At 62.1% G+C, this 25,087-nt stretch carries 19 protein-coding genes and 1 pseudogene; 6 read left to right on the top strand and 14 right to left on the bottom strand.

The window, feature by feature from the left end; all coding sequences use genetic code 11:
- Positions 1-62: 62 nt before the first annotated feature.
- The gene (gene pgl, locus ACNAOV_RS00950; RefSeq protein ID WP_416517582.1) at positions 63-854 is read left to right on the top strand and encodes a 6-phosphogluconolactonase; all 792 of its coding nucleotides are present in this window, start codon (positions 63-65) and stop codon (positions 852-854) included.
- Positions 855-874: 20 nt separating this feature from the next.
- On the opposite strand, the gene ACNAOV_RS00945 is transcribed toward pgl, so the two are convergent.
- Positions 875-1,627: a FadR/GntR family transcriptional regulator gene (locus tag ACNAOV_RS00945; protein WP_416517581.1), complete on the bottom strand. Its 753-nt coding sequence runs from the start codon at positions 1,625-1,627 to the stop codon at positions 875-877.
- Between the two features lie 232 nt (positions 1,628-1,859).
- Between ACNAOV_RS00945 and ACNAOV_RS00940 the strand changes: the two genes are divergently transcribed.
- From ACNAOV_RS00940 to gnd, 3 genes and pseudogenes are all read left to right on the top strand, one after another.
- Positions 1,860-3,305 (top strand): GntP family permease, encoded by a 1,446-nt coding sequence (locus tag ACNAOV_RS00940; RefSeq protein ID WP_416517580.1) that lies wholly within the window; start codon positions 1,860-1,862, stop codon positions 3,303-3,305.
- 36 nt (positions 3,306-3,341) lie between these two features.
- A complete protein-coding gene (locus ACNAOV_RS00935; RefSeq protein WP_416517579.1) occupies positions 3,342-4,019 on the top strand; it encodes a gluconokinase in 678 nt (225 codons plus the stop codon).
- A 54-nt stretch (positions 4,020-4,073) separates the two neighbouring features.
- Positions 4,074-4,985 (top strand): annotated as a pseudogene (gene gnd, locus ACNAOV_RS00930) (phosphogluconate dehydrogenase (NAD(+)-dependent, decarboxylating)); the annotation flags it as partial.
- Here gnd and ACNAOV_RS00925 read toward each other — a convergent pair.
- From ACNAOV_RS00925 to ACNAOV_RS00910, 4 genes are all read right to left on the bottom strand, one after another.
- Positions 4,975-5,904 (bottom strand): family 43 glycosylhydrolase, encoded by a 930-nt coding sequence (locus ACNAOV_RS00925; protein WP_416517578.1) that lies wholly within the window; start codon positions 5,902-5,904, stop codon positions 4,975-4,977. The pseudogene gnd and the gene ACNAOV_RS00925 overlap by 11 nt on opposite strands.
- 83 nt (positions 5,905-5,987) lie before the next feature.
- Complete coding sequence (locus tag ACNAOV_RS00920; protein WP_416517577.1) at positions 5,988-6,845, bottom strand: carbohydrate ABC transporter permease; 858 nt, start codon at positions 6,843-6,845, stop codon at positions 5,988-5,990.
- Positions 6,842-7,771, bottom strand: coding sequence for a carbohydrate ABC transporter permease (locus tag ACNAOV_RS00915; protein WP_416517576.1), 930 nt, complete (start codon positions 7,769-7,771; stop codon positions 6,842-6,844). Before ACNAOV_RS00915 ends, ACNAOV_RS00920 begins: the two co-directional genes overlap by 4 nt.
- Positions 7,772-7,784: 13 nt before the next feature.
- Positions 7,785-9,035 carry an ABC transporter substrate-binding protein gene (locus ACNAOV_RS00910; RefSeq protein WP_416517575.1) on the bottom strand — a complete coding sequence of 417 codons (1,251 nt, stop codon included), beginning with the start codon at positions 9,033-9,035 and terminating at the stop codon, positions 7,785-7,787.
- Positions 9,036-9,219: 184 nt separating this feature from the next.
- Between ACNAOV_RS00910 and ACNAOV_RS00905 the strand changes: the two genes are divergently transcribed.
- Positions 9,220-10,254 (top strand): LacI family DNA-binding transcriptional regulator, encoded by a 1,035-nt coding sequence (locus ACNAOV_RS00905; protein ID WP_416517574.1) that lies wholly within the window; start codon positions 9,220-9,222, stop codon positions 10,252-10,254.
- 68 nt (positions 10,255-10,322) lie between these two features.
- On the opposite strand, the gene gndA is transcribed toward ACNAOV_RS00905, so the two are convergent.
- The 3 genes from gndA to ACNAOV_RS00890 form a co-directional block, all read right to left on the bottom strand.
- On the bottom strand, positions 10,323-11,789 hold the full coding sequence (gene gndA, locus ACNAOV_RS00900; protein WP_416517573.1) for an NADP-dependent phosphogluconate dehydrogenase: 1,467 nt from the start codon (positions 11,787-11,789) through the stop codon (positions 10,323-10,325).
- Between the two features lie 112 nt (positions 11,790-11,901).
- A complete protein-coding gene (locus tag ACNAOV_RS00895; RefSeq protein WP_416517572.1) occupies positions 11,902-14,223 on the bottom strand; it encodes a KUP/HAK/KT family potassium transporter in 2,322 nt (773 codons plus the stop codon).
- 175 nt (positions 14,224-14,398) lie between these two features.
- Positions 14,399-15,355 (bottom strand): TatD family hydrolase, encoded by a 957-nt coding sequence (locus ACNAOV_RS00890; protein WP_416517571.1) that lies wholly within the window; start codon positions 15,353-15,355, stop codon positions 14,399-14,401.
- Positions 15,356-15,553: 198 nt separating this feature from the next.
- On the opposite strand from ACNAOV_RS00890, the gene ACNAOV_RS00885 reads away from it, so the two are divergent.
- Positions 15,554-16,618, top strand: coding sequence for a glycoside hydrolase family 43 protein (locus tag ACNAOV_RS00885; protein WP_416517570.1), 1,065 nt, complete (start codon positions 15,554-15,556; stop codon positions 16,616-16,618).
- A 118-nt stretch (positions 16,619-16,736) separates the two neighbouring features.
- Here ACNAOV_RS00885 and ACNAOV_RS00880 read toward each other — a convergent pair whose 3' ends face one another.
- From ACNAOV_RS00880 to ACNAOV_RS00855, 6 genes are all read right to left on the bottom strand, one after another.
- Complete coding sequence (locus ACNAOV_RS00880) at positions 16,737-17,468, bottom strand: hypothetical protein (RefSeq protein ID WP_416517569.1); 732 nt, start codon at positions 17,466-17,468, stop codon at positions 16,737-16,739.
- A gap of 154 nt (positions 17,469-17,622) precedes the next feature.
- On the bottom strand, positions 17,623-18,504 hold the full coding sequence (locus ACNAOV_RS00875; RefSeq protein WP_416517568.1) for a carbohydrate ABC transporter permease: 882 nt from the start codon (positions 18,502-18,504) through the stop codon (positions 17,623-17,625).
- Positions 18,501-19,451, bottom strand: a complete 951-nt coding sequence (locus ACNAOV_RS00870; RefSeq protein ID WP_416517567.1) for a carbohydrate ABC transporter permease — start codon at positions 19,449-19,451, stop codon at positions 18,501-18,503. The genes ACNAOV_RS00875 and ACNAOV_RS00870 overlap by 4 nt, the downstream gene beginning before the upstream one ends.
- A gap of 112 nt (positions 19,452-19,563) precedes the next feature.
- Complete coding sequence (locus ACNAOV_RS00865) at positions 19,564-20,883, bottom strand: ABC transporter substrate-binding protein (RefSeq protein ID WP_416517566.1); 1,320 nt, start codon at positions 20,881-20,883, stop codon at positions 19,564-19,566.
- A 229-nt stretch (positions 20,884-21,112) separates the two neighbouring features.
- Positions 21,113-22,105 carry a family 43 glycosylhydrolase gene (locus ACNAOV_RS00860; RefSeq protein ID WP_416517565.1) on the bottom strand — a complete coding sequence of 331 codons (993 nt, stop codon included), beginning with the start codon at positions 22,103-22,105 and terminating at the stop codon, positions 21,113-21,115.
- Between the two features lie 133 nt (positions 22,106-22,238).
- Positions 22,239-25,073, bottom strand: coding sequence for a family 43 glycosylhydrolase (locus tag ACNAOV_RS00855; protein ID WP_416517564.1), 2,835 nt, complete (start codon positions 25,071-25,073; stop codon positions 22,239-22,241).
- Positions 25,074-25,087: the final 14 nt, after the last annotated feature.

Genomic DNA, 25,087 nt, shown 5'->3' with positions numbered 1-25,087 from the left:
TTCACATGCAAACGCCCGGGTGTAGGCTGAGTCCAGCATCACCTGCATGCAAGGAGGATCAGATGACCGATCGTCGTACCGTGACCTATGCCACAACCAAGCTGCTCAATCAGGCCACTGCAGCCCGTATCCTGCTGGAGCTGGGAGACCTCCTGGCCCGTCAGGACCGGGCTGATCTGGCGTTGACCGGCGGGCGGGATGCGGCGGATGTCTACGCCCTGATGGGTGCTGATCCCCTGAGCCAGAGCGTGGACTGGAGCCGGGTCCACCTCTGGTGGAGCGATGAGCGGTTCGTGGGACTGGAAGACCCGGACCGCAACGACGAACAGGCACGACGGGCCTGGTACGGCGCGCTGATCGACCAGGGGCTGCTGCCACAGGCCAATGTACATTCCATGCCCGTGGACACCCGCAGCCCAGCCCAGGTTGAGGCAGCCAACCAGGAGGCGAATGAACGGGCCCTGACCCAGGCGGCAGCTACGTATCAGCAGGAGATCATCGATCAGCTGGGCCCTGAGGGCCGGATGGATTTGGCGGTCTTTGGCGTGGGCCCCGACGGCCACTATGCCTCCCTCTTCCCCGACCGCCCCGAGGTCAGGCTGCAGGATGACTCTCTGCTGGTGACGGGTGTCAGCAACTCACCCAAACTGCCCCCGCTCAGGGTCACCATGACCACGCCATTCATCCGCCGGACCCCCAAGGTCTGGCTCTTCACCTCAACTGCAGAGAAGGCCTCGGCCGTGGCTGCTGCCCTGGGAACCATAGACGATCCCCACGTCCCCTCCTCTTATGCCAGGGGCATCCTGGAGACCCTCTGGCTCCTGGACGCTGATGCCGCCTCGAAACTGAGCTGAGCCTTCTGTAGCAAGAGCCTTTACAGATCTCGGGACTCTGAAGATTCCTTTCTTGTCATTTGCTCGACAGCCCGATCGGATTCGTCGACGATCCACTCCATGGCATGCCGTGCCCCCTCTGCGTCGCCCCGACGTACCAGGGCAGCTATGTCGCCGTGCAGCCGCAGAGCCTTCTCATCGGCCTTCCTGGGCATGAGCTCATGCCGGGTCCGCCCGGACAGCACTGAGGCAATCACATCGCCTAGCGCCGCGAACATAGCGTTGCCCGATGCCTCGAGCAGGGTTCGATGGAAGGTTTCGTCAGCCCGAAGATAGTCCGGCCCGTCGGCCCGGTCAGCGTTGGCCACCATATCAATGGCGGCCCGCGTCAGCTTCGCCCATTGATCCTGATCAGCGTGGCTGGCCGCCAGCTGGGCAGCCATGGGCTCCACGCATGCCCTGAGTTCGGACAGCTCGTGCAGGGTCCGCCCCCGGTCAGGTCCGCGCAGCCTCCATTCGATCACCCGCGGATCATAGATATTCCAGAGTTGACGGGGGTTGACCGTGGCTCCGACCTTGCGTTTGACAGTGACCAGACCCATGGCCTCAAGAACCCTGGTGACCTCTCGGGTGACCGTGCGCGAAGGCCTCTGGGTGTCCAGGTCCGGTGCGGGCAGCCGGTCGCCCGGAGCGATTGCACCATCGACGATGGCCGCCCCCCACTGGTCCAGCAATCGATCATGCAGGGTGCCTTCTGCAGCCGCTTCGTCATCAGGTTTGCTCGCGCTTTCCACGAATTCCACTCTAGCAACCAGGCTCGTTCCCAACCGGCTCGGAGGGGTCTGCAAACAGTTTGAGACTTAACACTGCCCTCAGCATGCCATCTTCCAATCCATCCCAGTTTCGTGTAAGATATTATCTGTTAAGGCATACTTAATATCACACTGTCGATATTACGTAATGCAAAAATAAGAGCCGAGAAGCCGCCGAAGCCGAACGGTTCACATCCTCAGAGAAGAGGCAGCAATGCTTTTAGCGTCGCAACCGACAGCCGAAGGGTTCCTGACCCTTGCGGCGAGTCAGGCCGTATCCCTGAACACCACCCGATTGGGCATCAGCCTGGTGCTCAGCCTGGCGGTGCTCATCTTCCTGGTCACTGTCGTCAAACTTCATCCCTTTGTCTCCCTGCTGGGTGCCGCCCTGGTGGTCGGCATCGGTTCCGGCTATGGTCCCGTAGCCACCCTGACCAGCTTCACTGGCGAGTTCGGCAACACCATGGGCTCCGTGGGCATTCTGATCGGCTTGGGAGCCATGATCGGCAAGGTCCTCATGGACACCGGAGCCACTGACCAGGTGGTCAACACCCTGGTGGCCAAGTCCAAGCCCGCCACCATCCCCTGGATCATGGCTCTGATCGGCGCCCTGATCGGCCTGCCCATGTTCTTCGAGGTCGGCCTGGTCATTCTGGTCCCGGTCATCATTCTGGTGGCCCGCCGCACCAAGCTCCCCTTGATGCGGGTGGCCATCCCAACCCTGGCAGGCCTGTCCATCATGCACGCCTGTGTGCCTCCCCACCCTGGTCCCCTGGCGGCCCTGAGCCAGTTCAAGCAGACCGGCAATGTGGGCATGACCATGATGTTCGGTATCCCCTTCGCCCTCATCACCCTGGTCGTCGTGGGCCCGGCCTTCTCCCGGCTGGCTTCCCGCTGGGTACCCATTCAGGCTCCGGCTGATTTCGCGGCCAAAAGCGAGCAGGCCGGCAAGGAAGAGACCCGGCTGCCATCCTTCGCCCTCTCGGTCTGCTGCATCCTGCTGCCGGCAGTCCTCATGCTGCTGACCTCCATCTTCGAAATCGCCATTCCCGGGTTCAAGGACCGCACAGACGGACTGGCACAGACCATCAACTTCATCGGCAACCCGGTCATGGCCCTGGCCATAGCGCTGATTGTCTCCATGCTGGTCCTCAAGGCAGCCTCGGGCATCTCCTGGAAGACCGTCAATGACTCCCTGGGAGCCTCGCTGCCCGCCGTGGCAGGCATCCTGCTGATCGTGGGCGCAGGCGGCGGCTTCAAGGGCGTACTGGTCTCCACCGGCATCGGCAAGATCATCGGCACCTTTGTGGAGAACTCCAACATCTCCATCTTCCTGTTGGGCTGGGTCATCGCCGTCTTTGTGCGCATCGCCACAGGATCGGCCACCGTCTCCATCCTGACCACGGCCGGCATCCTCAGCAACGCCATGACCATGATGCATGCGGGCTCCATGGCAACCACACTCCTGGTCATCGCCATCGGCGCCGGCTCCATCTTCCTCTCCCACCTCAACGACGCTGGCTTCTGGCTGATCAAGGAGTACTTCGGCCTGAGTGTTGGCGAGACCCTGAAGACCTGGTCGGTTCTGGAATGCCTGCTGTCGGTAGTGGTCCTGGTCCTGGTCATGATCGCCAGCATCTTTGTGCCCATCACCGCCTGAGCGTCATTGTCAGATCACTTTTCAGAAAGGTTGCACATGGTCGACACAACGTTGAAGAATCCCGACGCGCTGAGCGCAGAAGACCACCCGGAGCCCCAGGTCCCTTCGGCAGTGGACAACACGGTTCCCCCGGACTACTTCCACGACCGCACACCCATCCTGGTCATCATGGGGGTCTCCGGCTGCGGCAAGACCACCATGAACGAGCACCTGGGCAACAAGCTGGGCTGGGACATGGCCGAGGCCGACGACTTCCATCCCCAGGCCAACATCGACAAGATGGCCCGAGGCATCCCCCTGAACGACGAGGACCGATGGCCCTGGCTGGACAGCATCCATGATTGGATCGAGGACCACATACGCCGTGGAGTGCCCGGAACCGTCACCTGCTCGGCCCTGAAGCGGATCTATCGTGACCGGCTGCGGATGCCTGGGGTGGTCTTCATCCACCTGAGCGGGGACTACGACTCCATCATGGAACGGCTCTCCAAGCGGAAGGGCCATTTCATGAAGCCGCAGATGCTGCGCTCCCAGTTCGATGACCTGGAACCTCTGGGACCGGACGAGGTCCACCTGACCATCGACGTGGGTCTGCGCATGTCTCCTGAAATCGAGGCCGAAGAGGTCATCGACACCCTGGGCCTGCAGTGCGATGTCAAGGCACACACCGCCCAGGTTCAGGCTGAGCGAGCCCGACAGGCAGCTCGCCGGTAGTACCGACAATTCGGCCCGACCGCGGCCGACCACCAACTATCGCGGTCAACTTCACACTGTTGCAGTCAAGGGAGAGGAACTGACATTATGAAGATCGGCATGATTGGCCTGGGACGCATGGGCAAGAATATGGCGGACCGTCTGCGTACCGGTGGCCACCAGGTGGTCGGCTACGACATCGCTCCGGACTCGGGCAGGGATGTTGACAGTCTTGGGGCCCTGGTCCAGGCCCTTGAGGCCCCCCGGGTGATCTGGGTCATGGTTCCGGCCGGCAAGCCCATCGAGTCCACACTCAATCAGCTGGGCGAGCTGATGGAACGTGGCGACCTGGTCGTGGATGGGGGCAACACCCGCTTCACCCAGGACCAGGAGCACGCCCAAGCCCTGGCCGCCAAGGGCATAGGCCTGGTGGACGTGGGCACCTCCAACGGCATCTGGGGCAAAGAGAAGGGCTACGCTCTTATGGTCGGCGGATCGGACCAGGACGTGGCCCGGATCCAGCCCATCCTGGACACCCTGAAGCCCGAGGGTGACTACGGTCTGGTCCACGCGGGAGGAACCGGTGCGGGCCACTACGCCAAGATGGTCCACAACGGCATCGAGTACGGGATGATGCAGGCCCTGGCCGAAGGATACGCGGTTCTGGAGGCCTCCGACCTGATCGAGGAGCCTGGCGAAGTGGTGGAGTCCTGGCGTAAGGGCTCGGTCATCCAGTCCTGGCTACTGGACCTGCTGGCCCAGGCCCTGAAGGAGGACCCGCACCTGAGCGGGATCGCCGGGGAGGCCGATGAGACCGGCGAGACCAAGTGGATGATTGCAGACGCCCTGGAGCTGGGGGTGCCCACACCCGCCATCACCTCGGCCCTCTACGCCCGTCAGTCCTCCAAGATCGAGGACCCTATGACCATGAAGGTGGTCTCCGCCCTGCGCAGCGCCTTCGGCGGCCACCCCATCGTCAGGGAGTGACCCGGTCCCGGGCCGGGTACCAGTAGGATCCCACCTGCGGACGGACCTGGACCATGGCACCGTCATCAGCGAAATCCAAGGGGGCAAAGACGATTTCGCGATGACAGCCGTCGCCCTGGCCGTCCCTGGCGAACCTGTGGTAAGCCACAATCCAGTCGCCCCGGCCCGGCACACGGGTGATGCAGTGGTGCCCCGTGGCCAGGATCCCCTTGGCACGATCGGCCTGGATCAGGACCTCGGGTGCGGCCCAGGGCCCGTCCAGCGATGGTGCGCTGGACCAGCGGATCCGGTAGCTCGGGTCCCTGGTGTCGTTCTCCGACCAGGAGGCATAGTAGGTTTCCCCGCGTCGACAGACAGTGATGGCTTCGCGGAAATTGTCGGGCACGGCGGAGCGCACTGAGCCTTCTTCCAGACGCAGTCCGTCCGGACTCAACCGCCCCATGTAGGCGCGGCCATTGCCCCAGAGCAGATAGGGCGCATCGTCGTCATCCACAAAGACCGAGGGATCGATGGGCAGGCAGTCGTCGTCCCCCCGGGCGATGAAAGGCTCCTGGGCCGCCCGGAAGGGGCCGGTTGGACCGGGAGCGACGGCCTGGCCGATCTGCCCGTCGGCCACAAAATACAGGATGCAGCGTCCCTGGCGCACCAACAGGCAGGGAGCCCAGGCACCCTGTCCCCCATGCCACCAGGGAACCTGGTCCAGGTCCAGGATTTTTTTGCGGGTCCAGTGGCACAGGTCCCCGGATTCATAAACGTAGAAGGCATGCGAGGACCATTCAGGCAGACCGTCCTCGGTGCAGTAGAGGTACCAGCGGTCCCCGATCATGACCAGATCCGGGTCGGCGCAGTAGCGATGCAAGGGGTTGCTCGCCAATCCCGTCCCCTCCGACCCTTGATGTACGCTTGCGAATTCCTCCATGGACTATGACTCCGATCCTTCATGAGTGCGGCGGCCGGAACCTCCGACCGCCGCCATTGACTACGACCCTTCGACTGGCCGCCTTAACCCTTGACCGCGCCGGCAACCAGCCCGGAGACGATCCACTTCTGACAGAAGATGAAGAAGATGAAGACCGGGATCAGGGCCAGGACCGTGATGGTCATGAAGCTGGGCCAATCAGTGGTGAACTGGCCGACTGCGTTGTAGACCTGCAGAACGATGGTGCGCAGGTTGGAGCTGCTGATGAAGACGTTGGCCGTCATGAAGTCATTCCAGGTCGACATGGTCTGGAAGACCACCACCGTGGTCAGGATGGGCCTAATCAGCGGCAGCACGATGTTCCAGAAGATCCTTAGGGGACCAGCCCCGTCGATCCTGGCGGCCTCGATGACCTCGAAGGGCAGGGACTGCATGTAGCCCACAATCAGGAAGTAGCAGAAGACCGCCCCGCCCAGGTACATGACGATCAGGCCCAGGAGCGTGTTGACCAACCCCACGCTGGACTCCATCCGGTAGAGGGGAATCAGGGTGGACTGGGTGGGAATGACAAAGGCGATCATGAGAATCACCCCTATGACCGAGGTGAAGATCGACTTGCGCAAAATCATCCCATAGGCGGCCAGGGCTCCGATCAGCACCTGGAAGAGGACGCCGAAGAAGGTGACAATCAGGGTGTTGACCAGGCTGCGGACGATAGGCACCGTAGCGAAGGCCCGCGTGTAGTTGCGCAGCGTCCACTGCTTGGGCAGACCCAGCGGATTGGTGGCCATGTCGGGGACGGTCTTGAAGGTGTTGATCAGGATGTACCAGAGGGGCACAGCGCAGATCAGGGCGATGATCAGCACCACCACGCTCCTGACCACCGAACGCCGCCGTTCCCGCTGGCTCAGTGTCAGGGTCGAGTTCTTGCTGCTGCTCATTGGAACCTCCTGGAAATCAGGCTGGCGGCGCCCATCTGAGCGAAGACCACCAGGGCCGTGGCCACGGTGAACAGGACCGCCAGGGCCGAGCCCAGCCCATACTGGGACTGGCCGATGCCCTGCTGAATGATGGACTGGGTCACCGTATAGGTGGAGTATCCGGGGCCGCCCTTGGTCATGGTGTAGGGCAGGTCGTAAACCTTGAGGCCGCCTGACATGAGCAGGAAGCTGGAGGTGACGATGCCTGGGATCAACTGGGGCAGGGTGATGTGGACGAACTGCTGGCGGCTGGTGGCACCGTCCACCGTGGCCTGCTCATAGAGGTCTCCGGGAATGGACTGCAGGAAGGCCAGGTAGAGAGTGGCGTGCCAGCCGATCTGCGCCCAGACCGCGATGAAGATGACGCAGCACCGGGCCAGGGTCGAGTTGGACAGCCAGGGTACCGGTCCCAGGCCGAAGACGCCCAGGATGGTGTTGAAGACACCTGACTTCATAGGCGAGAAGATGTACTTCCAGACCATGCCCATGATGGCCAGCGATGGCACGCTGAAGAAGAAGAACAGGGAACGTGCGAAGTTGCGGCCCCAGAACTTCCTGTTCAGGGTGACGGCCAGGGGGATGGCGAAGATGGTCACCAGGACCGTCTGGGCCACGGCGTACAGGATGGTGAACACCAGGCCCTGCATGGTCGAGGAATCAGTGAACACGCTATGGTAGTTCTCCCAACCCACATAGTGCATGTTCAGGCTGTAGCCGTTGAAGTCGGTCACCGAGTAGATGATGGTCTGCACCAGCGGCACCGCAAAGAGGATGACGAAGACGGCCAGAATGGGCAGAAGGAACCAGAAGGAGGTCAGATCCTGCCGCAGGCCGACCGTGCGACGCCGATGGGCGTGGGCACGCTCTGCCGCAGATTGGGAAGCCATGATCCAGCCCTTCCTACTTGACCGAGGCCATCTTGTCGTCGATGGCCTTGGCCCACTGATCCAGATTGATGGACCCCTGCACCAGCTGCTGGGTCTCGGACTGGCGGACGGTCGTCAGCACATCCGGCTTGGCATAGAAGTTCATGAGCAGGAAGTAATGGCCTGGCTGCACGTTGGCCCGGTAGACCTGCTCGTACTCGGGCTTGACCTTGGCCTTGAACCCCTGGACGGTGATGGCATCCCCGTTGTCGGCCGAACGCTGCAGGGCCCAGTGGCTGTCCATGAAGGTCAGGAACTTCCGGGCCGCCTTGAGCTTGTCGCCCTTGAGGTGGGAGTAGATGGCGTAGGCGGGCGATGGCGATCCCTGGGCGTAGTTGACCATGCCCTTCTCAAAGAGAGGCATGGGGGCCATACCATACTTGAGCCCAGCCTGGCCGATGGATGGCAGATCCCAGGGGCCGGTGCAGATCATGGCCACCTGGCCGTTGATGAACTGGGTCTTCATGTCGTCGCCGCTGATGCCGACCGTGTCCCGGGTGACCAGGCCCTGGTCGTAGAGCTTCATCCAGGCCGCAGCCGCCTCGCGCTGGTCGCTGCCGGGCTTTTGAGGGCGGCGGTCGATCAGACTGGTCACGTCGACCTTGTCCCTGTCGAACTGCGAGCCCATGAAGGCGTCGGGGATCCTGCTGGGACCATCGGCGATGGTCTCCAGGAAAGGCGTGACCCCGGCGGTCTTGAGCTTCTTGCACAGCTGCAGGAACCCGTCCCAGGTCTCCGGTACCTCCTTGGCACCCACCTTGGCCAGCAGGTCCTTGTTGTAGACGATGCCGGAGGCCCAGGAGGACACGGACATTCCGTAGACCTTGCCCTCGTGGCTGACGAAGTCCTTGTTGGCCTGGGAGATGTTGCGCATGAAGGGCTCGTTGGTCAGGTCCCGCACGTAGCCGTTCTTGATCAGGTCAGCCTTGTTCTCGGAGGTGATGATGAACACATCCGGGGCCTGGTTGCCGACCAGTCGGGTCTGTAGGGTCTGGATGTACTCAGGGGTCGGCGGCGAGTAGCTGAAGTCCACCTTGATCCCTGGGTTCTGTTGCTCGAATTGGTCGATGTATGGCCTCATCACCTGTTCGTTGTTCCATGACAGGAAGGTCAACGTTGTCTTGGACCCGTCAGCGCCGCCAGCTCCGCAGGCACCCATGGCCGACACCAACATGCCGACCCCCAGCGCAGCGGCTATGCCCTTCCATGCTCGCTTCAGCTTCATGACTCCTCCTTGCAATCAATCCTCTGAACATCCGTCCGGGCTGTTCAACGTCGAGACCCGGGAATTGACACGATTCAACTGCTGTCACAATATGGTATAGCACGTTGTTTGAATCGTGTCAATTACATTCTGCCAGGGTCCATGCGTGCCTAAGATAATGGCTGAACCCCGGGAAAGGTGCGAGATGGTGACGATGAGCGATGTGGCCAAGGAGGCGCAGGTCTCTCGGGCCACTGCCTCCTATGCCCTTCGAGGCGATACACGCATAGCGGACGACACCAGGCGCAGGGTCCTGCTTGCCGCCCACAAGCTCCGCTACTCGGCCAATCTGTCGGCCAGAAGCCTGCGCTCAGGCAAGAGCGGCATCATCGGCGTGGCCATCTTCGAGCTTGACAAGCCCTACCCTGCACAGATGAGTGCGGCCATCTCCCGGCAGATCAACGCCCACGGCATGCAGGCCATCATCCAGCAGACCTCCAACTCCAAACAGGACGAGGTCTCCATCCTGCGGCATGTGACCAGCCAACTCTGCGACGGCACCATCTTCAGTCCAGGCAGCATCACCAATGAGGAGATGCAGGAGCTGGCCGATGGCAAGCCTCTGGTCCTGCTGGACGACCCCTCAGCCCAGCCGGTCTTTGATTCAGTCATGACGGCCGGATTCGAGGGAGCCGCCATGGCCGTGCAGCATCTGCTGGACTGCGGATGCCGACGAATAGGTGTGGTGGGCGCCGACATGACGGCCAGCACCGATCCGGTCCAACGGTACTCGGTCCGCGGCCGCAGGGTGGCCGGCTGCTTGAAGGCTCTGAAAGACGCCGGAATCAAGGCCAGCCCCAAAGACTTCCTGCCCCTGGACCGCTGGGACGGGGAATTGGCCCATGACCTGGGCCATCATCTGGCAGAGACGTCCGACCTGCCCTTTGACGGCATCTTCTGCATGACCGACTCCCTGGCCCTGGGCCTGATCCGAGGACTGCACGAATGCGGCGTGGAGGTTCCCCGGGACCTGGCCGTCATGGGATTCGACGGCATCCAGGAGGGAGAGTCCTATATACCCTCGCTGACCACCATCAGCACCGACAAGGAGGACCTGGCCCGCAAGGCGGTGGATGCCCTCCTGGCCCGCCTGCAAGGCGACGACGATAATCGCCCTCCCACTCGGACGATTGCCGACTGCAGGCTGGTGGTCCGAGAATCCACAGCCAAGATCCACTGACAGGATGACAAAGGGCCCGCTCAACCGGCTTGATGGTTGGGTGGGCCCTTGTGGTTTTGGCGACAGGCTCAGTCCTGCTTGATTTCGGACTTGTCCTCGGCCCAGAGGGTGTGGAAGACACCTGGCTGATCCACGCGCCCATAGGTGTGGGCGCCGAAGAGGTCGCGCTGCCCCTGGATCAGGGCGGCGGGGAGCCGGTCGGAACGCAGTCCGTCGTAGTAGGACAGCGAGCTGGCGAAGACGGGGATGGGGATGCCGGCCTGGGTGGCACGGGCCACGACACGCCGCCAGGAATCCTGGGCCTGCTCGACAGCCTGCTTGAAGAAGGGGTCGAAGAGCAGGGAGCCCGGCTCACGGCCAGAGGCGTAAGCATCGGAGATTCGGTTCAGGAACTTGGCCCGGATGATGCAGCCGCCGCGCCAGATGCGGGCGATGGCACCCATGTCCAGCTTCCAGCCATAGACCCGGGCGCCCTCCTGCATCTCGTTGAATCCCTGGGCGTAGGCCACGATCTTGGAGGCGTAGAGAGCCTGGCGGATGTCCTCGATGAAGGACTTGCGGGCCTCGGGGTCGGCGGCCAAATCGGCCATGACGGCCTTGGGCTGCGGACCCTTCAGGCCCTCCTGGGCAGCCTGGCTGCGCAGCTCAGGCGAAGAGGACAGCCCCCGGGCGAAGACGGCCTCGCCGATGCCGGTCACAGGCACGGCAAGGTCCAGTGCGGTCTGGACGGTCCAGGTGCCGGTGCCCTTCATGCCGGCCTGGTCGGTGACGATGTCGATGAATGGCTTGCCGGTGGCGGCATCGGTGTGATGGAGCACCTCGGCGGTGATCTGCACCAGGTAGGAGTTCAAATCCCCCTGGTTCCACTCCTCGAAGACCTGGGCTATGGCCTCAGGCTCCATGCCCAGGCCCCGGCGCATCAGGTCATAGGACTCGGCAATCACCTGCATGTCTGAGTACTCGATGCCGTTGTGGACCATCTTGACGAAGTGGCCCGCACCGTCGGTTCCGATGTGGGTGACGCAGGGTTCACCATCGACCTTGGCTGCGATGGACTCCAGGATGGGTCCCAGGGTCTTCCAGGACTCATCGGTCCCGCCGGGCATCATGGAGGGCCCCAAGAGGGCACCCTGCTCGCCACCTGAGACACCGCAGCCCACGAAGTGCAGCCCACGGGCCCGAATGGCCTTCTCCCGGCGGATGGTGTCCTTGAAGTAGGCGTTGCCGGCATCGACGATGATATCCCCCGGCTCCATCAGGTCAGCCAGGTCGTTGATCATCTGGTCGGTGGGATCCCCGGCCTTGACCATGATGATGGCGGTACGTGGTTTGGTCAGCGAGGCCACGAACTCCTGCAGCGTCTTGGCCGGGACAAACCGGCCCTCCTGGCCATGATCATTGATCAGGGTCTCGGTGCGCGAATAGTGACGGTTGTAGACCGCTACGGTATTGCCGTGCCGTGCCAGGTTCCTGGACAGGCTGGCACCCATGGCGGCCAGACCCACGACTCCGATATTGGCTTGAGCTTGTGTCATCACATCACCTTTCGACGGTAGCCCGGAAAGGCCGGGCACCAGGTTCCATGCCGTCAATTCTATGGCCCGGACCCGATTTGGGCCAGGACCCATAGGGTGAGATTCCACTCACTCAGTCCCTGTGATGCTTGCCGCCCTTGATCTTGCGGGATGGCAGGACCACTCGCGTCAGCTTGGGAACCGCCCGGGTGGAGACGAACAGGGGCTGCACTTCCACGATGGGGTTGTAGGGAGCCAGGCCGAACCACTTGATCGGCGAGCCCGCCACCTTGCGAATGGCATACTTGACCTTCAGCGAGAAGGCACCGCGGGAGTCGATCTTGGACTCGGGCATCAGGGCCTTGTGGACCAGCACGTAGGTGACTGTGCCGATCTGCGGATCCTCGTCCACCTTGGGGTAGATGGAGGGCTGCTTGGGCAGTTCGCCGCTGTCGATCAGCTCGTGCATGATCTGGTGCAGGTAGGTGGCCACATTCTGGTCCACCTTGAAGCCCAGCCTCATGCGCACACGGAAGAGGTAGTTGGTGCCGAAGTTCTCCACCGAGTACTTGCGGGTGTAGGGGGCGTCCGTGGTCTGGACCGAGACGGCCCACCAGGCCCGGGCCCGCTTGGGTCGGTTGGCGAAGATGGAGAAGAAGATGTCGGTGTCCAGCCGCCGCATCTCTGCATCCGATGTCAGATAGACCAGGTTGTCCGCATAGTAGGGGACGCGGAAGTCGTTGTGGAGCATCTCCAGGGCGGGCAGACACTCCTTGGCCGTCATATGCCGACGCTGCGAGCGCTCCACCTTGGTGCCCACATCCCAGGTGTACATAATGTAGAGGATGGCCGCGGTCAGCAGCATGGTGAACCAGCCGCCGTGCATGAACTTGGCCATGGAAGCCATGAAGAAGAGGATCTGGATGGCCAGGAAGACCGCAGCGAAGAGCAGGGAGAGCACCCGCTTGCCATCATGCCAGATGTAGTCGGCCAGCAGGACGGTTGTGGTAATCATAGTCACCGTCAGGGCCAATCCGTAGGCGGCCGAGATGTGTTCGGAATCCTTGAAGATAGCCAGCACAGTCAGCGTAGCCGCGCACAGGACCCAGTTGATGGTGGGGATGTAGAGCTGGCCGCGGGTACGCGCCGGGTAGCGCACCTGCAGGTGGGGCATCCAGTTGAGGCCGGTGGCCTCCGAGACCATGGTGAAAGCGCCCGTTATCAGGGCCTGCGAGGCGATGACGCCGGCCGTCACCGACAGAAGCACCGCCACGTAACGCACGGTGGTGGGCATCATCTGGAAGAAGGGGTTGAGCCCGTCCACACCCTGCAGGGCCTTGTTGTCGCTGTTGCGCAGGATCCAGGCCCCTTGGCCGAAGTAATTGAAGACCAGGGCGACGTTGATGAAGGGCCAGGTGGCGTAAATGTTGCCACGGCCCACGTGGCCCATGTCGGAATAGAGAGCCTCGGCTCCCGTGGTCGACAGGAAGACCGTGCCCATGATGGTCAGGCCCACCGGATTCTGCGGGCTGAAGAGGAAGCGGATGCCATAGACCGGATTCAGGGCCTCGAAGATGGACCAGTCGTTGCCTATGCAGTAGATGCCGATCAGGGCCAGGAAGGCGAACCAGACCATAACCACACTGCCGAAGACCTTTCCGATCCGCTCGGTTCCGCGCGACTGGACCGCAAACAGGATCAGGATGATCACGAAGGTGATGACCATGGTCAGGTTTCCGTTTTCACGGAAGATCGGAGTCAGGACGGGGATGGTCTTGAGGCCTTCGACTGCAGAGGATATGGAGACTGCGGGGGTCAACACCGAATCAGCCAGGAAGGCTGCGCCGCCGACCATGGCAGGGATGGCCAGCCATTTGCCGTAGTGCCGGACCAGGGTGTACAGGGCGAAGATGCCGCCCTCACCCTTGTTGTCGATGCGCATGGCCACCAGGACGTATTTGACCGTGGTGATTAGCGTGATGGACCAGAAGACCAGGGAGAGCATGCCCAGCACGGCCGCCCTGTCCACACGGGCCATACCGCCCTGCCCGGCCACGAAGGCCTGCATGGTGTACAGGGGCGAGGTGCCGATGTCGCCGTAGACCACCCCCAGGGCCACGATGCACATGCCCAGACTGATCCTGTCTGGTGAGGACTGCACCCGCCGCCACCAGCGGCCCAGAGGACCCTTTGGCGGGGTGCGGCGACGCTGGGCCGCCCGCTGGGCCTCGCGCCGGACACGCTTGAGCTCGTTCTCTTCCTCCCGGGTGCGGGATTTGGCCGAAATCTTTGGGGCCTTGGTGAAGCTCTCCGGGGGAAGTATCGATTCTTTCGTCAACCGACCCTTACGGGAAGCCGCCGTCGGTTTCGCCGCTTTTTCGCCAGATAACCGGGGTGGTTCGTCAGCGCCCCTGCCATCATCCTGAGCCGCCAATTCATGCCGCTCATCCGCCATAGAGCCCTCCATCGGCCAATGCCTTCACTCATTTACTTCCGGGTGCCGTATGTTGCTGTTCGCGCACACGTGCGACGACAACCGTAGCACTCTCCCCCCACACTCGGCAGGGGCGATTCAGACCGCGACACACCATTAGTTTAATCCCGGCCTGGCACCGTCCGTCGGACATCCCTCACAAGCCATAAACCCGGCGCGTGGTGGCTGCCGTCGCTTCGGCCACCTGGGCCAGGGGGCAATCTAGAGCGTCGGCCATGGCACGCAGGGTGTAGGGAATCATGTAGGGGGAGTTGGTGCGCCCCCGGTAGGGCATGGGGCTCAGGTAGGGCGCATCGGTCTCCACCATGATGTGGTCCATACCGACCACAGGCAGGGCCTGGCGGATTCCCTCGTTGCCCTTGTAGGAGACCGTCCCCGAGAAACTCAGATACCAGCCGTGCTCGGCAGCCACCTGGGCCATTTGCGCATCACCCGAATAGGAATGGAAGATCGTACGTTCGGGAGCGCCGTCTTCCAGTAGGGTCTCAATGACCTGGCGGTGGGCGTCGCGGTCATGGATCTGCATAGGCAGGTCCAGCTCCTTGGCCAGGGCGATGTGATCACGGAAGGCCTGTCGCTGGATCTCTTCGGCCCCCTGGCCGGTTCGGAAGAGGTCCATGCCCGTCTCCCCGATGGCCACCACCTGGTCGGGATACGCGCGGGCCAAGCGGGCGACCTCCTCAAGCGCCTGTTCGAAAGAGACTTCATGCCAGGGCTGATATTTCAGTGGCAGTCCGTCCGGCCCCGGCACCCCTCGATGGCCGTGCAGAACAGCCTCGTTGGGATGGATGGCCAGGGCCGCGTGAACCACCCCGGGATGGGCCAGGGCCAGATCCACAGCCGTCTGCAGATGGGGCAACTCGCAGCCCACGTCGATGGCCCCAACCACGCCCACGGCCCGGGCCCTTGCCAGCTGCTGGTCGACCGTGCGGACGGGGACCGGATCCTGCCCACGCTCCCTGGCCTGCCGGTCCATCTCCTGGGCGAAAGGAACCACAGAGGCCATGTGGGTGTGATCGTCAATGACCCCAATGCCTTCGGGCAGCGGCTCAGGGTCTGGTGCCCAGCTGCGGTTGCGATGATGCTTGCTCATGGTCCACAGTCTAGGGTCCCGTGCGACCCAAACCGCGACCTGCTCGGACGGGCGGCGCCGACAAAGGGAACGCTGGCAGCTAGAATCGCCCATGACGGTCCTGGAACGGCCGAAACGGAAGGGCGAAGGGGCACCCGCCGCCCATCCGCCGGCCCCCCGCAGCCGCGGTACCGTTGCCGTCAGCAGGAAAGGTGGAACATGTCTACGGATTGGCAACCCTCGTTCGAAGCGACCAGCGCCTACCTCCTCGTCCACTTCACCGGCCATGAACAGGCTGAGACGGACGAACAGCTCTACTTCGCCCTCAGCCGGGACGGCCTGCACTGGCATGACCTACGCGCCCAAGGTGACCCAGTGCTGACCTGGGGCGAGGGTGAGGGCGGCGTGCGCGACCCCTATGTCGTCCGAGGACCAGACGGCCTCTTCCACATCATCGCCACTGATCTGTCCGTCTACCACAGGGGCGGCTGGCAGGAGGGTAGGGCCACCGTGAACGGTTCCACTGGTCTGGTCATCTGGGATTCACCTGACCTGGCCCACTGGGGCAGGCCCCGCCTGGTTGATGTGGCCTCGTCCATTCCCAAGGCCGGCATGGCCTGGGCACCGGAGGCCTGCTGGGATTCCGACAGGAAGCAGTGGATAATCTTCTGGGCCACGGCCGCCGCCGACAGCGCCGAGGACCCGGCCGCAGCCGACCTGGCCAATGAGCTGGGCGACGGCATCAACATGTACTACGCCACCAGCGCTGACCTGATCACCTTCTCCCGCCCGGTCAAGTGGATCGACCGCAGCAACGGGATCATCGACACGACCATGCTCAAGGCACCCGACGGCTGGTGGTACCGGGCCTCCAAGGATGACCAGATCACCCTGGAACGCACCCGCAACCCCTATGCGGTCACCCATGAGCTGGTGCGCACGGACGACGACCATGCCTGGTCCTACCTGTCCAACCTGACCGACATCTTCGGCCAGGGACGCTACTCCTCACGCTATCTGGAGGGCCCTGAGCTCTTCCTCTACAACGATGCCGATGCCGCCGGACCCGACGGCAGAGCCATGCCCTTCGGCCTGATCTGCGACCAGTTCGCCGAGGGCCGGGGCTATCTGCCCTTCCGCTCGGCGGATTTGTCATCCAGACGGCAGAAGGACTGGGCCCTGGTCACGGACATGAACTTCGGCCGGCTGACCAAGCGCCACGGCTCCATCATGCCCATCACCGAGAGCGAGTATCGGATTTTGAAGCGGGCCCTGACCCGCTGACCCGCTTCTTGGCAGGTTCGAGCACGCATAAGTCCCTACCTGTCAGCCGTGCCCACATGGGCTTAACGAATCCTCCTCGCCATTCACGTATAGGTACATGACATAGATGCTCACAGACTCAGCCGAAATCCATATAGTCGACGAAGGCCCGGACGTAGGTTATGGTGTCGGCTACGTTGCTCAGTCCCAGGACGGCGTGATCAGGAAGGCCGGGCACCTGCCGCCAACGCGATGAGCGGGAGAGATCCAGACCCATGGCATGGGAGGGATTAGATACCTGCCTACCCTTGGAATCCACCAGAACACCCTGGCTGGCCAACCGACGCAGGTCGTCGCCCTTCAATCCTTGCGAGGGCTTAGCCACCAGCCCACGCTTGCACAGAGTCGGAAAGAGTCCCGCAGGGGCGATCACCATGTTGATCTCGCCTGCGGTGACCCGGGTCAGGGCCTTGGCCGAATCGTCGTAGCCTTGACCGTTTAACGTCAGGGTCGCCTCCATATCCACCAGTCGACCATCCTTGATTCCCCGGTCGCGCATGAATCCCTGTTTGAGGCGGTCGAACCCTTCCTCATGGGCGCTCATGTTGAAGCCCTGGACTGAAATAAGCGGGTCTGGCGGCCTGGTCAGTCTGGTGACGACCAGGCTGACCAGAAGGGCCAGCACCAGACCAGCGGCCAGAATACCAGGAAGGAAGTGCTGGGCGAAGTAGGGCCAACGCTTATCCGGCGGCAATTGCCTGAAGATGGTCCATTTGGACTGTCCGGCATGAGGATCCGCCGATGCCAGAACCCCCAGGGCCTCCTCCTGGTCGGAGCTCAGCCCATACTGATCGTCCTGACGCTCATCCATGCCTGACCTCCCCGTCCGCAACGTTCACCAGCCCAGTCTAAATCCAGAACAAACAAGGGGCCGACGGAGGTTGGTCACCCCCGTCGGTCCCTTGGGTACCAAGCATAGCGGCCCGCCCCTCAACTGGCCCTGCACCTGGTGCCGATGATGTCGGTCACTTGATGCCCGTCATGGCGATGCCCTGCACGAAGCTCTTCTGGATGAAGAAGAAGACGATCAGCAGGGGCAGCGCCGAGATCAGAGCGCCTGCCATGACCACGCCGTAAGGCGTGACCGAGGAACCATGGCCGGTCAGCATGGCCAGACCAGCGGTGATGGTCCTGGTCTCCGGGCGGCTGGTCATGATCAACGGCCAGAGCAGGTCGTTCCAGTTGCCCATGAAGTTGAACATGGTCACCACCAGCACCGCGGACTTGGCGTTGGGCAGGATGATCTGCCAGAAGATGCGGAACTCGCCTGCACCGTCGATGCGGGCCGCGTTGTCGAGATCCTTGGGCAGAGAGATGAAGAACTGTCGCAGCAGGAAGATGCCACCCACATCAGCCAGCCTGGGGATGATGATGCCCCAGTAGGAGTTGACCAAACCCATGCTCGCCAGCAGCTTGTAAACCGGGATCAGCAGGGCCATGCCAGGAATCATCATGGTGGCGATCAGGATTCCCAGCAGGAAGCCGCGCCCCTTGAAGTCGATCCTGGAGAGCCCGTAGGCAGCCAGGGAGTCGAAGAAGACCGAGAAGACCGTCACAGCCCCGGCGAAGATCACCGTGTTCATCAACTGCCTGCCGATGGGCATCCGCTGGAAGAGCGAAGTGTAGTTGTCGAAGGTGAATGAGGAGGGAATCACCTTGGGCGGCCAGGTCTGGGTCAGCTTATTGGGCGTGAAGGAGGTGATCAGCACAATCAGCAAGGGGAAGATGATGATCACCGTCATCAGGATCAGCAGGAAGTAGGTCAGAACCCTTGCCACCATGTGTCGGGCATGGGCCCTCCTGAGCAACTTATCGTGCTCGCTTGCGGTAGGAGTCGACTGGCTCATCCGATTTCCTCCTTCTCATGCTTGTTGTTCCAGACCAGCTGGATAACGCCGATGATCAGCGTCATGATCAGCAGGACATAGGACAGGGCCGATGCATAGCCCATCTTGCCGTTGCCGAAGGCCTCGGTGTAGATACGATAGACGATGGTCTCCGTGGCGCGGTCGGGGCCTCCGGAGGTCAGAATGAAGACCTGGTCGAAGACCTGGAAGGATCCGATCAGTCCGAAGATGACCACGTAGTTGAAGGTGGGCAACAGCCCGGGCAATGTGATGTGCAGGAAGCGCTGCCAGGCGTTGGCCCCATCCAGGGAGGCCGCCTCGTACAGGTCCGGGTTGATCCCCTGCAGACCGGCCAGGAAGATAACCATGAAATAGCCGAAGTTCTTCCATACGGTGATGAAGATGATGGTGGCCAGGGCCGTGGACTTGGTTCCCAGCAGATCCATGTGCTGGATGCCGAAGAGCACCTTGCCCCAGTAGGGTATAAGACCCAGGGAGGGCGAAAGAAGGAAGCTCCAGGCGATGGACGCCACAGTCAGCGAGATGATGTAGGGCATGAACAGGCAGGTGCGGAAGAAACCGACCCCCTTGATGTCCTTGCGGTTGAGCAACAGGGCGAAGGCCAGGGCCACGATGACCACCAGCGGCGCGTAGACGACCGCGTAGATGACCGTGTTGCGGAAGTCGGTCCAGAAGTCCGCGTTGGTGAACAGCTCGGCGTAGTTATGCAGACCGACAAAGATACCCTTGCGGTTGATGCGGTCTGTAGTCAACGAGGTGAAGAAGGTCTTGATGGTCGGGTAAAAGACGAAGACCGACAGAACAATCAGAGCCGGGGCTATGAAGCTCAGCCCGATCCGGATATTGCGCCTGGAAAGGGTTTTCTTGTTCTCCTTGATAACCGCGTCGGCGCCCTGCGCGGGTGGGATCCCAGTGGTAGTGGACATAAGTACTCCAAAGTGCCGCCCGGACGCCGGGCCCGGGCGACGGTCAGCCATGAGGAGACCGGCCGGCGGCACTACTGGCCGCCAAACCGGTTCCTCAGGAGCGGATGGTCAATCAGTCCTCAGCCTTGTACTCGTCCAGGTACTTCTGGATCTTGTTGGAGGCTTTGGACAGCGAGGCGGAAATATCATCGTCGGTGCGGGCGGTGTTCTGGGTCACCGAATCCAGGGTGGCCGAGATATCACCGAAGCCGCCCTTGAGGCCGGCGATGCCGATGTAGGAGTTGTCCGTGTTCTCGGAGACCTTGGCGATCAGGGGGCGCTTGGAGAGCTCTTCGGTGGTCACGGTCTTGTTGTTCGGCGGATAAGCAGAACCCAGGGACCACATGACCTGGTTGTCATGGTTGTTGTAGTACTTGAAGAAGGCATAGATGCCCTTCTTCTTGGCTTCATCCTTGACCTGCGAGGTGACCCACCAATACAGGCCGGTGGAACCGGTGTTGGAGCCCTTCTTGCCGTCGGGATAGACATAGGTGCCGTCTCCGTTGGGAACGGGGAACAGATCGTGCTTGATGCCCTTGTCGGTGGCTGCCTGGTCCTCCCAGGGGCCGACGATGACCATGGCCGACTGGCCGGACTCGAAGGACTCACGTGCAGCGGTGTCATCCATACCGGTCTTGGAGTAACCGCCCTTGTAGAACTCGCGCATCTTCTGCAGGAAGGCCTTGTTCTGCTCGGAGTTGATGGTGACCTTGCCCTTGGCATCGTAAAGGCCAGTGCCGTTGCCCTTCATGAAGGCCGCCCATCCGGAGTCGGACAGGGCCATGCCGTACTGGGAACCGTCACCCTTGGTCAGCTTCTTGGCCACTTCCAGGAGCTGATCCCAGGTCTTGGGATAGTCCTGCTCGGTCAGGCCGGCGGCCTTCCACATATCGGTGTTGTACCAGACGGTGGTAGGCGCATAGCCCATGGGGACTGCGCACTGCTGCTTCTTGCCGTCGATGGTGAACTGGGTCTGCTTGGTCACGTTGGGCAGGTAGTTCTTGGTCTCGTTGGAGGGATCGTCATAGAAGTCCTGCACGCATTGGAAGGTGCCGTCAATGGACCAGCCCTGGCCGTTGTCGGCACCGGTGGTGACGAAGTCAGGACCGTCGCCCGAGGTGACCTTGGTGACCATGGTCTCGCCGATGGTGCTCCAGGGCTGCAGCTGGGCGTCGATGTGGTATTGCTTCTGGGACTTGTTGAAGTTCTCGACGATCTTCTTCAGAGTCTTGCCATCGGCCTCGGAGAATCCGTGCCACATGACGATGTTGGTAACGCCGTCCTTGCCCTTGGCATCCTTGCCTCCACTGCCAGAACCGCAGGCCGAGAGCCCCACGGTGCTGAGCGTGGCGAGCGCGATTGCGGCTACCGCAGCCTTTCTGATTGCCTTCATTGTCTCTGTCCTTTCGACATCAAGCAACGGTTACAAAGGAACCGATGACGACCGGAACAACCATGTCCTGCCCATCTGGTCCAATGGCTTGCATCGCTTGGTCACGCTCCCAGATACGTGAACGTAGCCCACGCCTTTGTAAACCGACATCTTTCTAACGTTGCAAATTATATACTACTCGCTTCTCCAACGATGTACAAGCGTGTCGGACTTGGCCCGGCAATGACGCTCAATGACTACCGTCGGGAGGCAGTATCTGACGGCTCGACGGGGTCCACCGATCGTCCGGCAGAGGCCGTCCGAAGTCCGGGCCATGGTCGGTCCAAGTGATCAGTCCGACCCTGGCATGGCGGTTGGGATCAAAGAGGGGGTCACCCTCGATATGTGTGTAGTTGCGGGCATGGTAGACAATCAGGTCCCGGCTGCCGTCTTCGCTGACCGTGAAGCAGTTGTGGCCGGGCCCATACTGATGGTTCTCCTCAGCCGTTTTGAAGACGGGATGATCGCTCTTTGTCCAGGAGGCCGGATCCCGCAGGTCGGCATCCTCACGGGCTGTCAGCATGCCCACCGCATAGGGGACCCCGGTGCCCGAGGCCGAGTAGGTCAGGTAGATCATGCCCTGGTGAAGCAGGACCGCCGGCCCCTCGTTGACCTTGAAATCAATGCATTCCCAGTCGTATTCGGGCTTGGAAAGCATGACAGGATCAGTGGCCAGCGTCCAGGGATTGGCCATGCGAGCGATATAGAGATTGGAATTGCCCTCGATGGCCGGATCCTTCTGGGCCCAGATCAAATACTGGCTGCCCCCGATCACCGCTGTGGTGGCATCCAGGGAGAAGGAATCGATCGGGGTCTGGATCTGCCCCTTCTCGGTCCATTCGCCTTCCATGGGGTCTTCGCTGGTATTCTCCAGCACATACATGCGGTGGGTGGGCAGATCGGCAGAGCCGAAGTCCTCCTCTGCAGCGGCAAAGTAGATGTACCAGGCTCCGTTGATCTGGTGGAGTTCGGGCGCCCAGATGTACTTGCTCATGGGGCCGGACTCGTGCTTGCGCCAGATAGTGCGCTCAGGTGCGGCCTGCAGGTCATTCAGCCTGGCGGCGGCACGCAGGATGATCCTGTCATAGGCCGGGTAGGAGGCGGTGAAATAGTAGAGGTCCCTGTGCCTGATGACCCAGGGATCGGCCCGCTGGAGTACCAGGGGATTGTGGTATGCGCTCATCATGTGTTCCTATCACGAAGACGGAGGTACTGGTCTATATGACCAATATACAACGTTGAATATTAGCGGACTGCCCACCCTCCGCCGGACGATCGAAGTCGGAGGCGGAGGGCTGCTTGGGCAGTGTTCGGGTTCAGCCCCGGGCTCGGCGAATGGCGGTGAACACCAGTGCTCCCAGACCCAAGACGAGGGCCGCGGATGCGGCAGCGACCGGAGCCGACAGGGCCATTCCAGTCGAGGGCAGGCGGCTGGCCTTGCCTTCCTTGCCGGAGCGACTTGCAGGTGTATGGGCGGAGTCCGTGGCGGGAACAGTCGCATGACCGCTATCGACATTGGCATCCTCTTGAACCTTGGCATCAGTCAGGGGACGCGAACCCCAGATGGCCGCAGCACCTGCTGCCTTGGAGACATCGGCGCCGGCATCGGTGAAGACATCGCCGCCCAGCCCCGAGAAGAAGACGACCGGATGGCCCTGCTCATCAAGCTGTCGGCCAAGCTTGGCCCGATAGACGCCGTGCAACAAAGTGCCAGGATCCGCCGAGTCCACCTTAATGGTCAGATTGCCGCCAGTCGCCGTCCAGGAGCCCTGCACCTGGCCGCCCAGCCGACCACCGGCCAGCAGGCTCACTGACACCGACCGGTAGATGGCCGGGCTGGACAGTCCAGACCCCGCATAGTAACGGACCGGATCATGGACCACCACCTGGTAGTCGCCAACCACTTGGCTGGAGGATACCCGACCTACCGAATCCCGGTATTCGAAGGGCGTCATGACCAGCCAGCCGTCAGCGGTCTGCACCATCTGCTTGACCCGGACCTGGTGCTCTTCCAGGTTGCCCTCAGCGCGCACGAAGCGAGTGTGGTAGACGTTGAAGACGCGGTCTTCGTCAATCAACAGTGCGTTGCCTCCCTGGGAGGTCAGCACCTGGTCCTGCCCGGGCTGGGCGAAGGAGGAGTCGATCCGCAGACCCCGGTTGGCATCCAGATCATTCATTGCACGCCCGTAGACAGCCGGTTTGCCGTTCTGATCCAGGTAGGGGCCGGTGATGGAACGGGAGCGGAATTCACGCATCTGGTAGCCCCCGGTCTGCCCAAGCCCACCGTAAGAAAGCATCAGATACCACCAGTCGCCCTGATGGACCAGGGCGGTGCCTTCGCCTGAGTTGCCGAATCCTCCGGCGAGTTTGTGTCCGTAGTAGGCGTCGGACTGGTTGGCCTGGGTGGGGTAGGTGGTGGAGTAGTCGCGCAGCCCGGTCTTGGGGTCCAGGCGGATCATCCAGATGCCGCCGAACCAGGAGCCGAAGCTCATCCACAGGCCCCCCTGCCCGTCATCCTTGACACAGGCATCAATCGCATTGATACCCGTATCCGTAAGGCTGGCATAGCGCGACAGATCGGCATTGGGTCCCAGCACCTTGGGCACGTCGGTGGCCGCCACGTTGGACTTCTGGAAACCGGAGTAGACCACCGGACCCACCAGGCTCCAGTCACCCTCGATGTCGTCAGCGGTCAGCAGGACGATGACCGACTTCTGGAAGGGGAACCCTCCCCCGTTCAGGCTCAGGTACATGCACCACTTCTTCATGGTGGCGTTGTAATAGACCTCGGGCGCCCACATGTTGCCGGTCACGTCCGGATTGGAGGACTGCTTGGGCCATGCCTTCCAGATGGGATCCAGAATGCGCTGGTAATCCCGGCTCAGATTGTTGGTGAAGGGCTCCCAATGCTTGAGGTCGGTGCTGCGGGCCCAGGCACGGTGGGAGCCGAAGATGTAGTAGCGCCCTCCGGCCTTGACTACGGAAGGATCATGCACGGAGACGCGCGAGTATGCGTTCTGACCATCCTTGGAGGTGCCCCTGACAATAAGCCGGTAGTCCTGCTTGATGGCTTTAGCGTCCTGGGAGGACTTCGAGGCCTTGGTCGCCTGCAGCCGGGCCGTCAGTGTAACAGGGACATCCCGCTTGCCGGGGACCACATGGGCCCTGCCGGTGGCGGCATTGACGCTGACTGTTCCGGGAGCCGAAGAAGTCCATCCCACTGAGGCAACAGTAGTTGCGACCGGCAGGTCGAAATCACTGTCCACAGCGGCTGGGACCGCCAGGGATGTGGCCTGCTGGTCGATCAGATCCCCAAGATCCTCAGAGGGCAAGGTGGCAATGATCTGGTCGGCATCCAGGGCCTGCGGATAGACGGCGAATGAACGTACTGCGCCATGGAAGAGCGCGTCGCCTATGCCGGGGTATCGGGACTGGCCGATTACGTTGTGATGTTGGTCGCCAAAGGCGGCGGGATTGACCGTGGCCTTGCCCTCAGCCACCTGCAGACCGTTGATATAGAGCCGGACCATATTGTTCTTGCCATCGATGGTGGCGGTCAACGTGGAGAAGCGGTCATCAGACAGGTTCTTGGATGCCGGCAGATAGGTCTCACCCTCGCCGTTGGCCTTGGAAGTGATGGAGGTGTACAGGGAGGTGTGGGTGGAGGCGGTCCAGGAGCCGACGGCCTGCTGGCCGGTCCCCCCTAGCGACCAGAGGTAGGTCCAGAGGCCTGAGGCGTTGAACCGGTCGTTGCGCACGCGAATGGACACCGTGGCGCTGGCACGTCCGCTCAGTATGTCATCAGGAAGCTTGACATAGGTGGATCCATCGAACAGGAGCGCGTCGTCGGCCTTGACTGCCCCGGTCGGCTGACCATCGGCGTCCAGGATGCGGGCCGGGCCAAAGGATGAGCCTGAGACAGTATTTTTTGCCTCCTTGTCTCCTGGAGCAAGGGCTGAAAAATCGTAGCCAAGCAGGGGCTGGGGCTGACTGGCCGACATCCTTGTTGTGGGGCTGCCGTCGGCTGGGGACTGATCCGCCCAGGCTGGAGAAACGACTGTGCCGCCCGCCAGTACCATGCCCACGAGGGCTGCCGCTGCAACTCCTCCTCGGCTCCGTCGTCCTGCGCCTGATGACGATTGATGACGCATGTTCACACCTTTCC

It is taken from the genome of Bifidobacterium asteroides, assembly GCF_048001765.1.
Classification (GTDB): domain Bacteria; phylum Actinomycetota; class Actinomycetes; order Actinomycetales; family Bifidobacteriaceae; genus Bombiscardovia; species Bombiscardovia asteroides_K.
The sequence above is the reverse complement of the archived record's forward strand: the minus strand, read 5'-3'. Positions and strand labels throughout refer to the sequence as shown.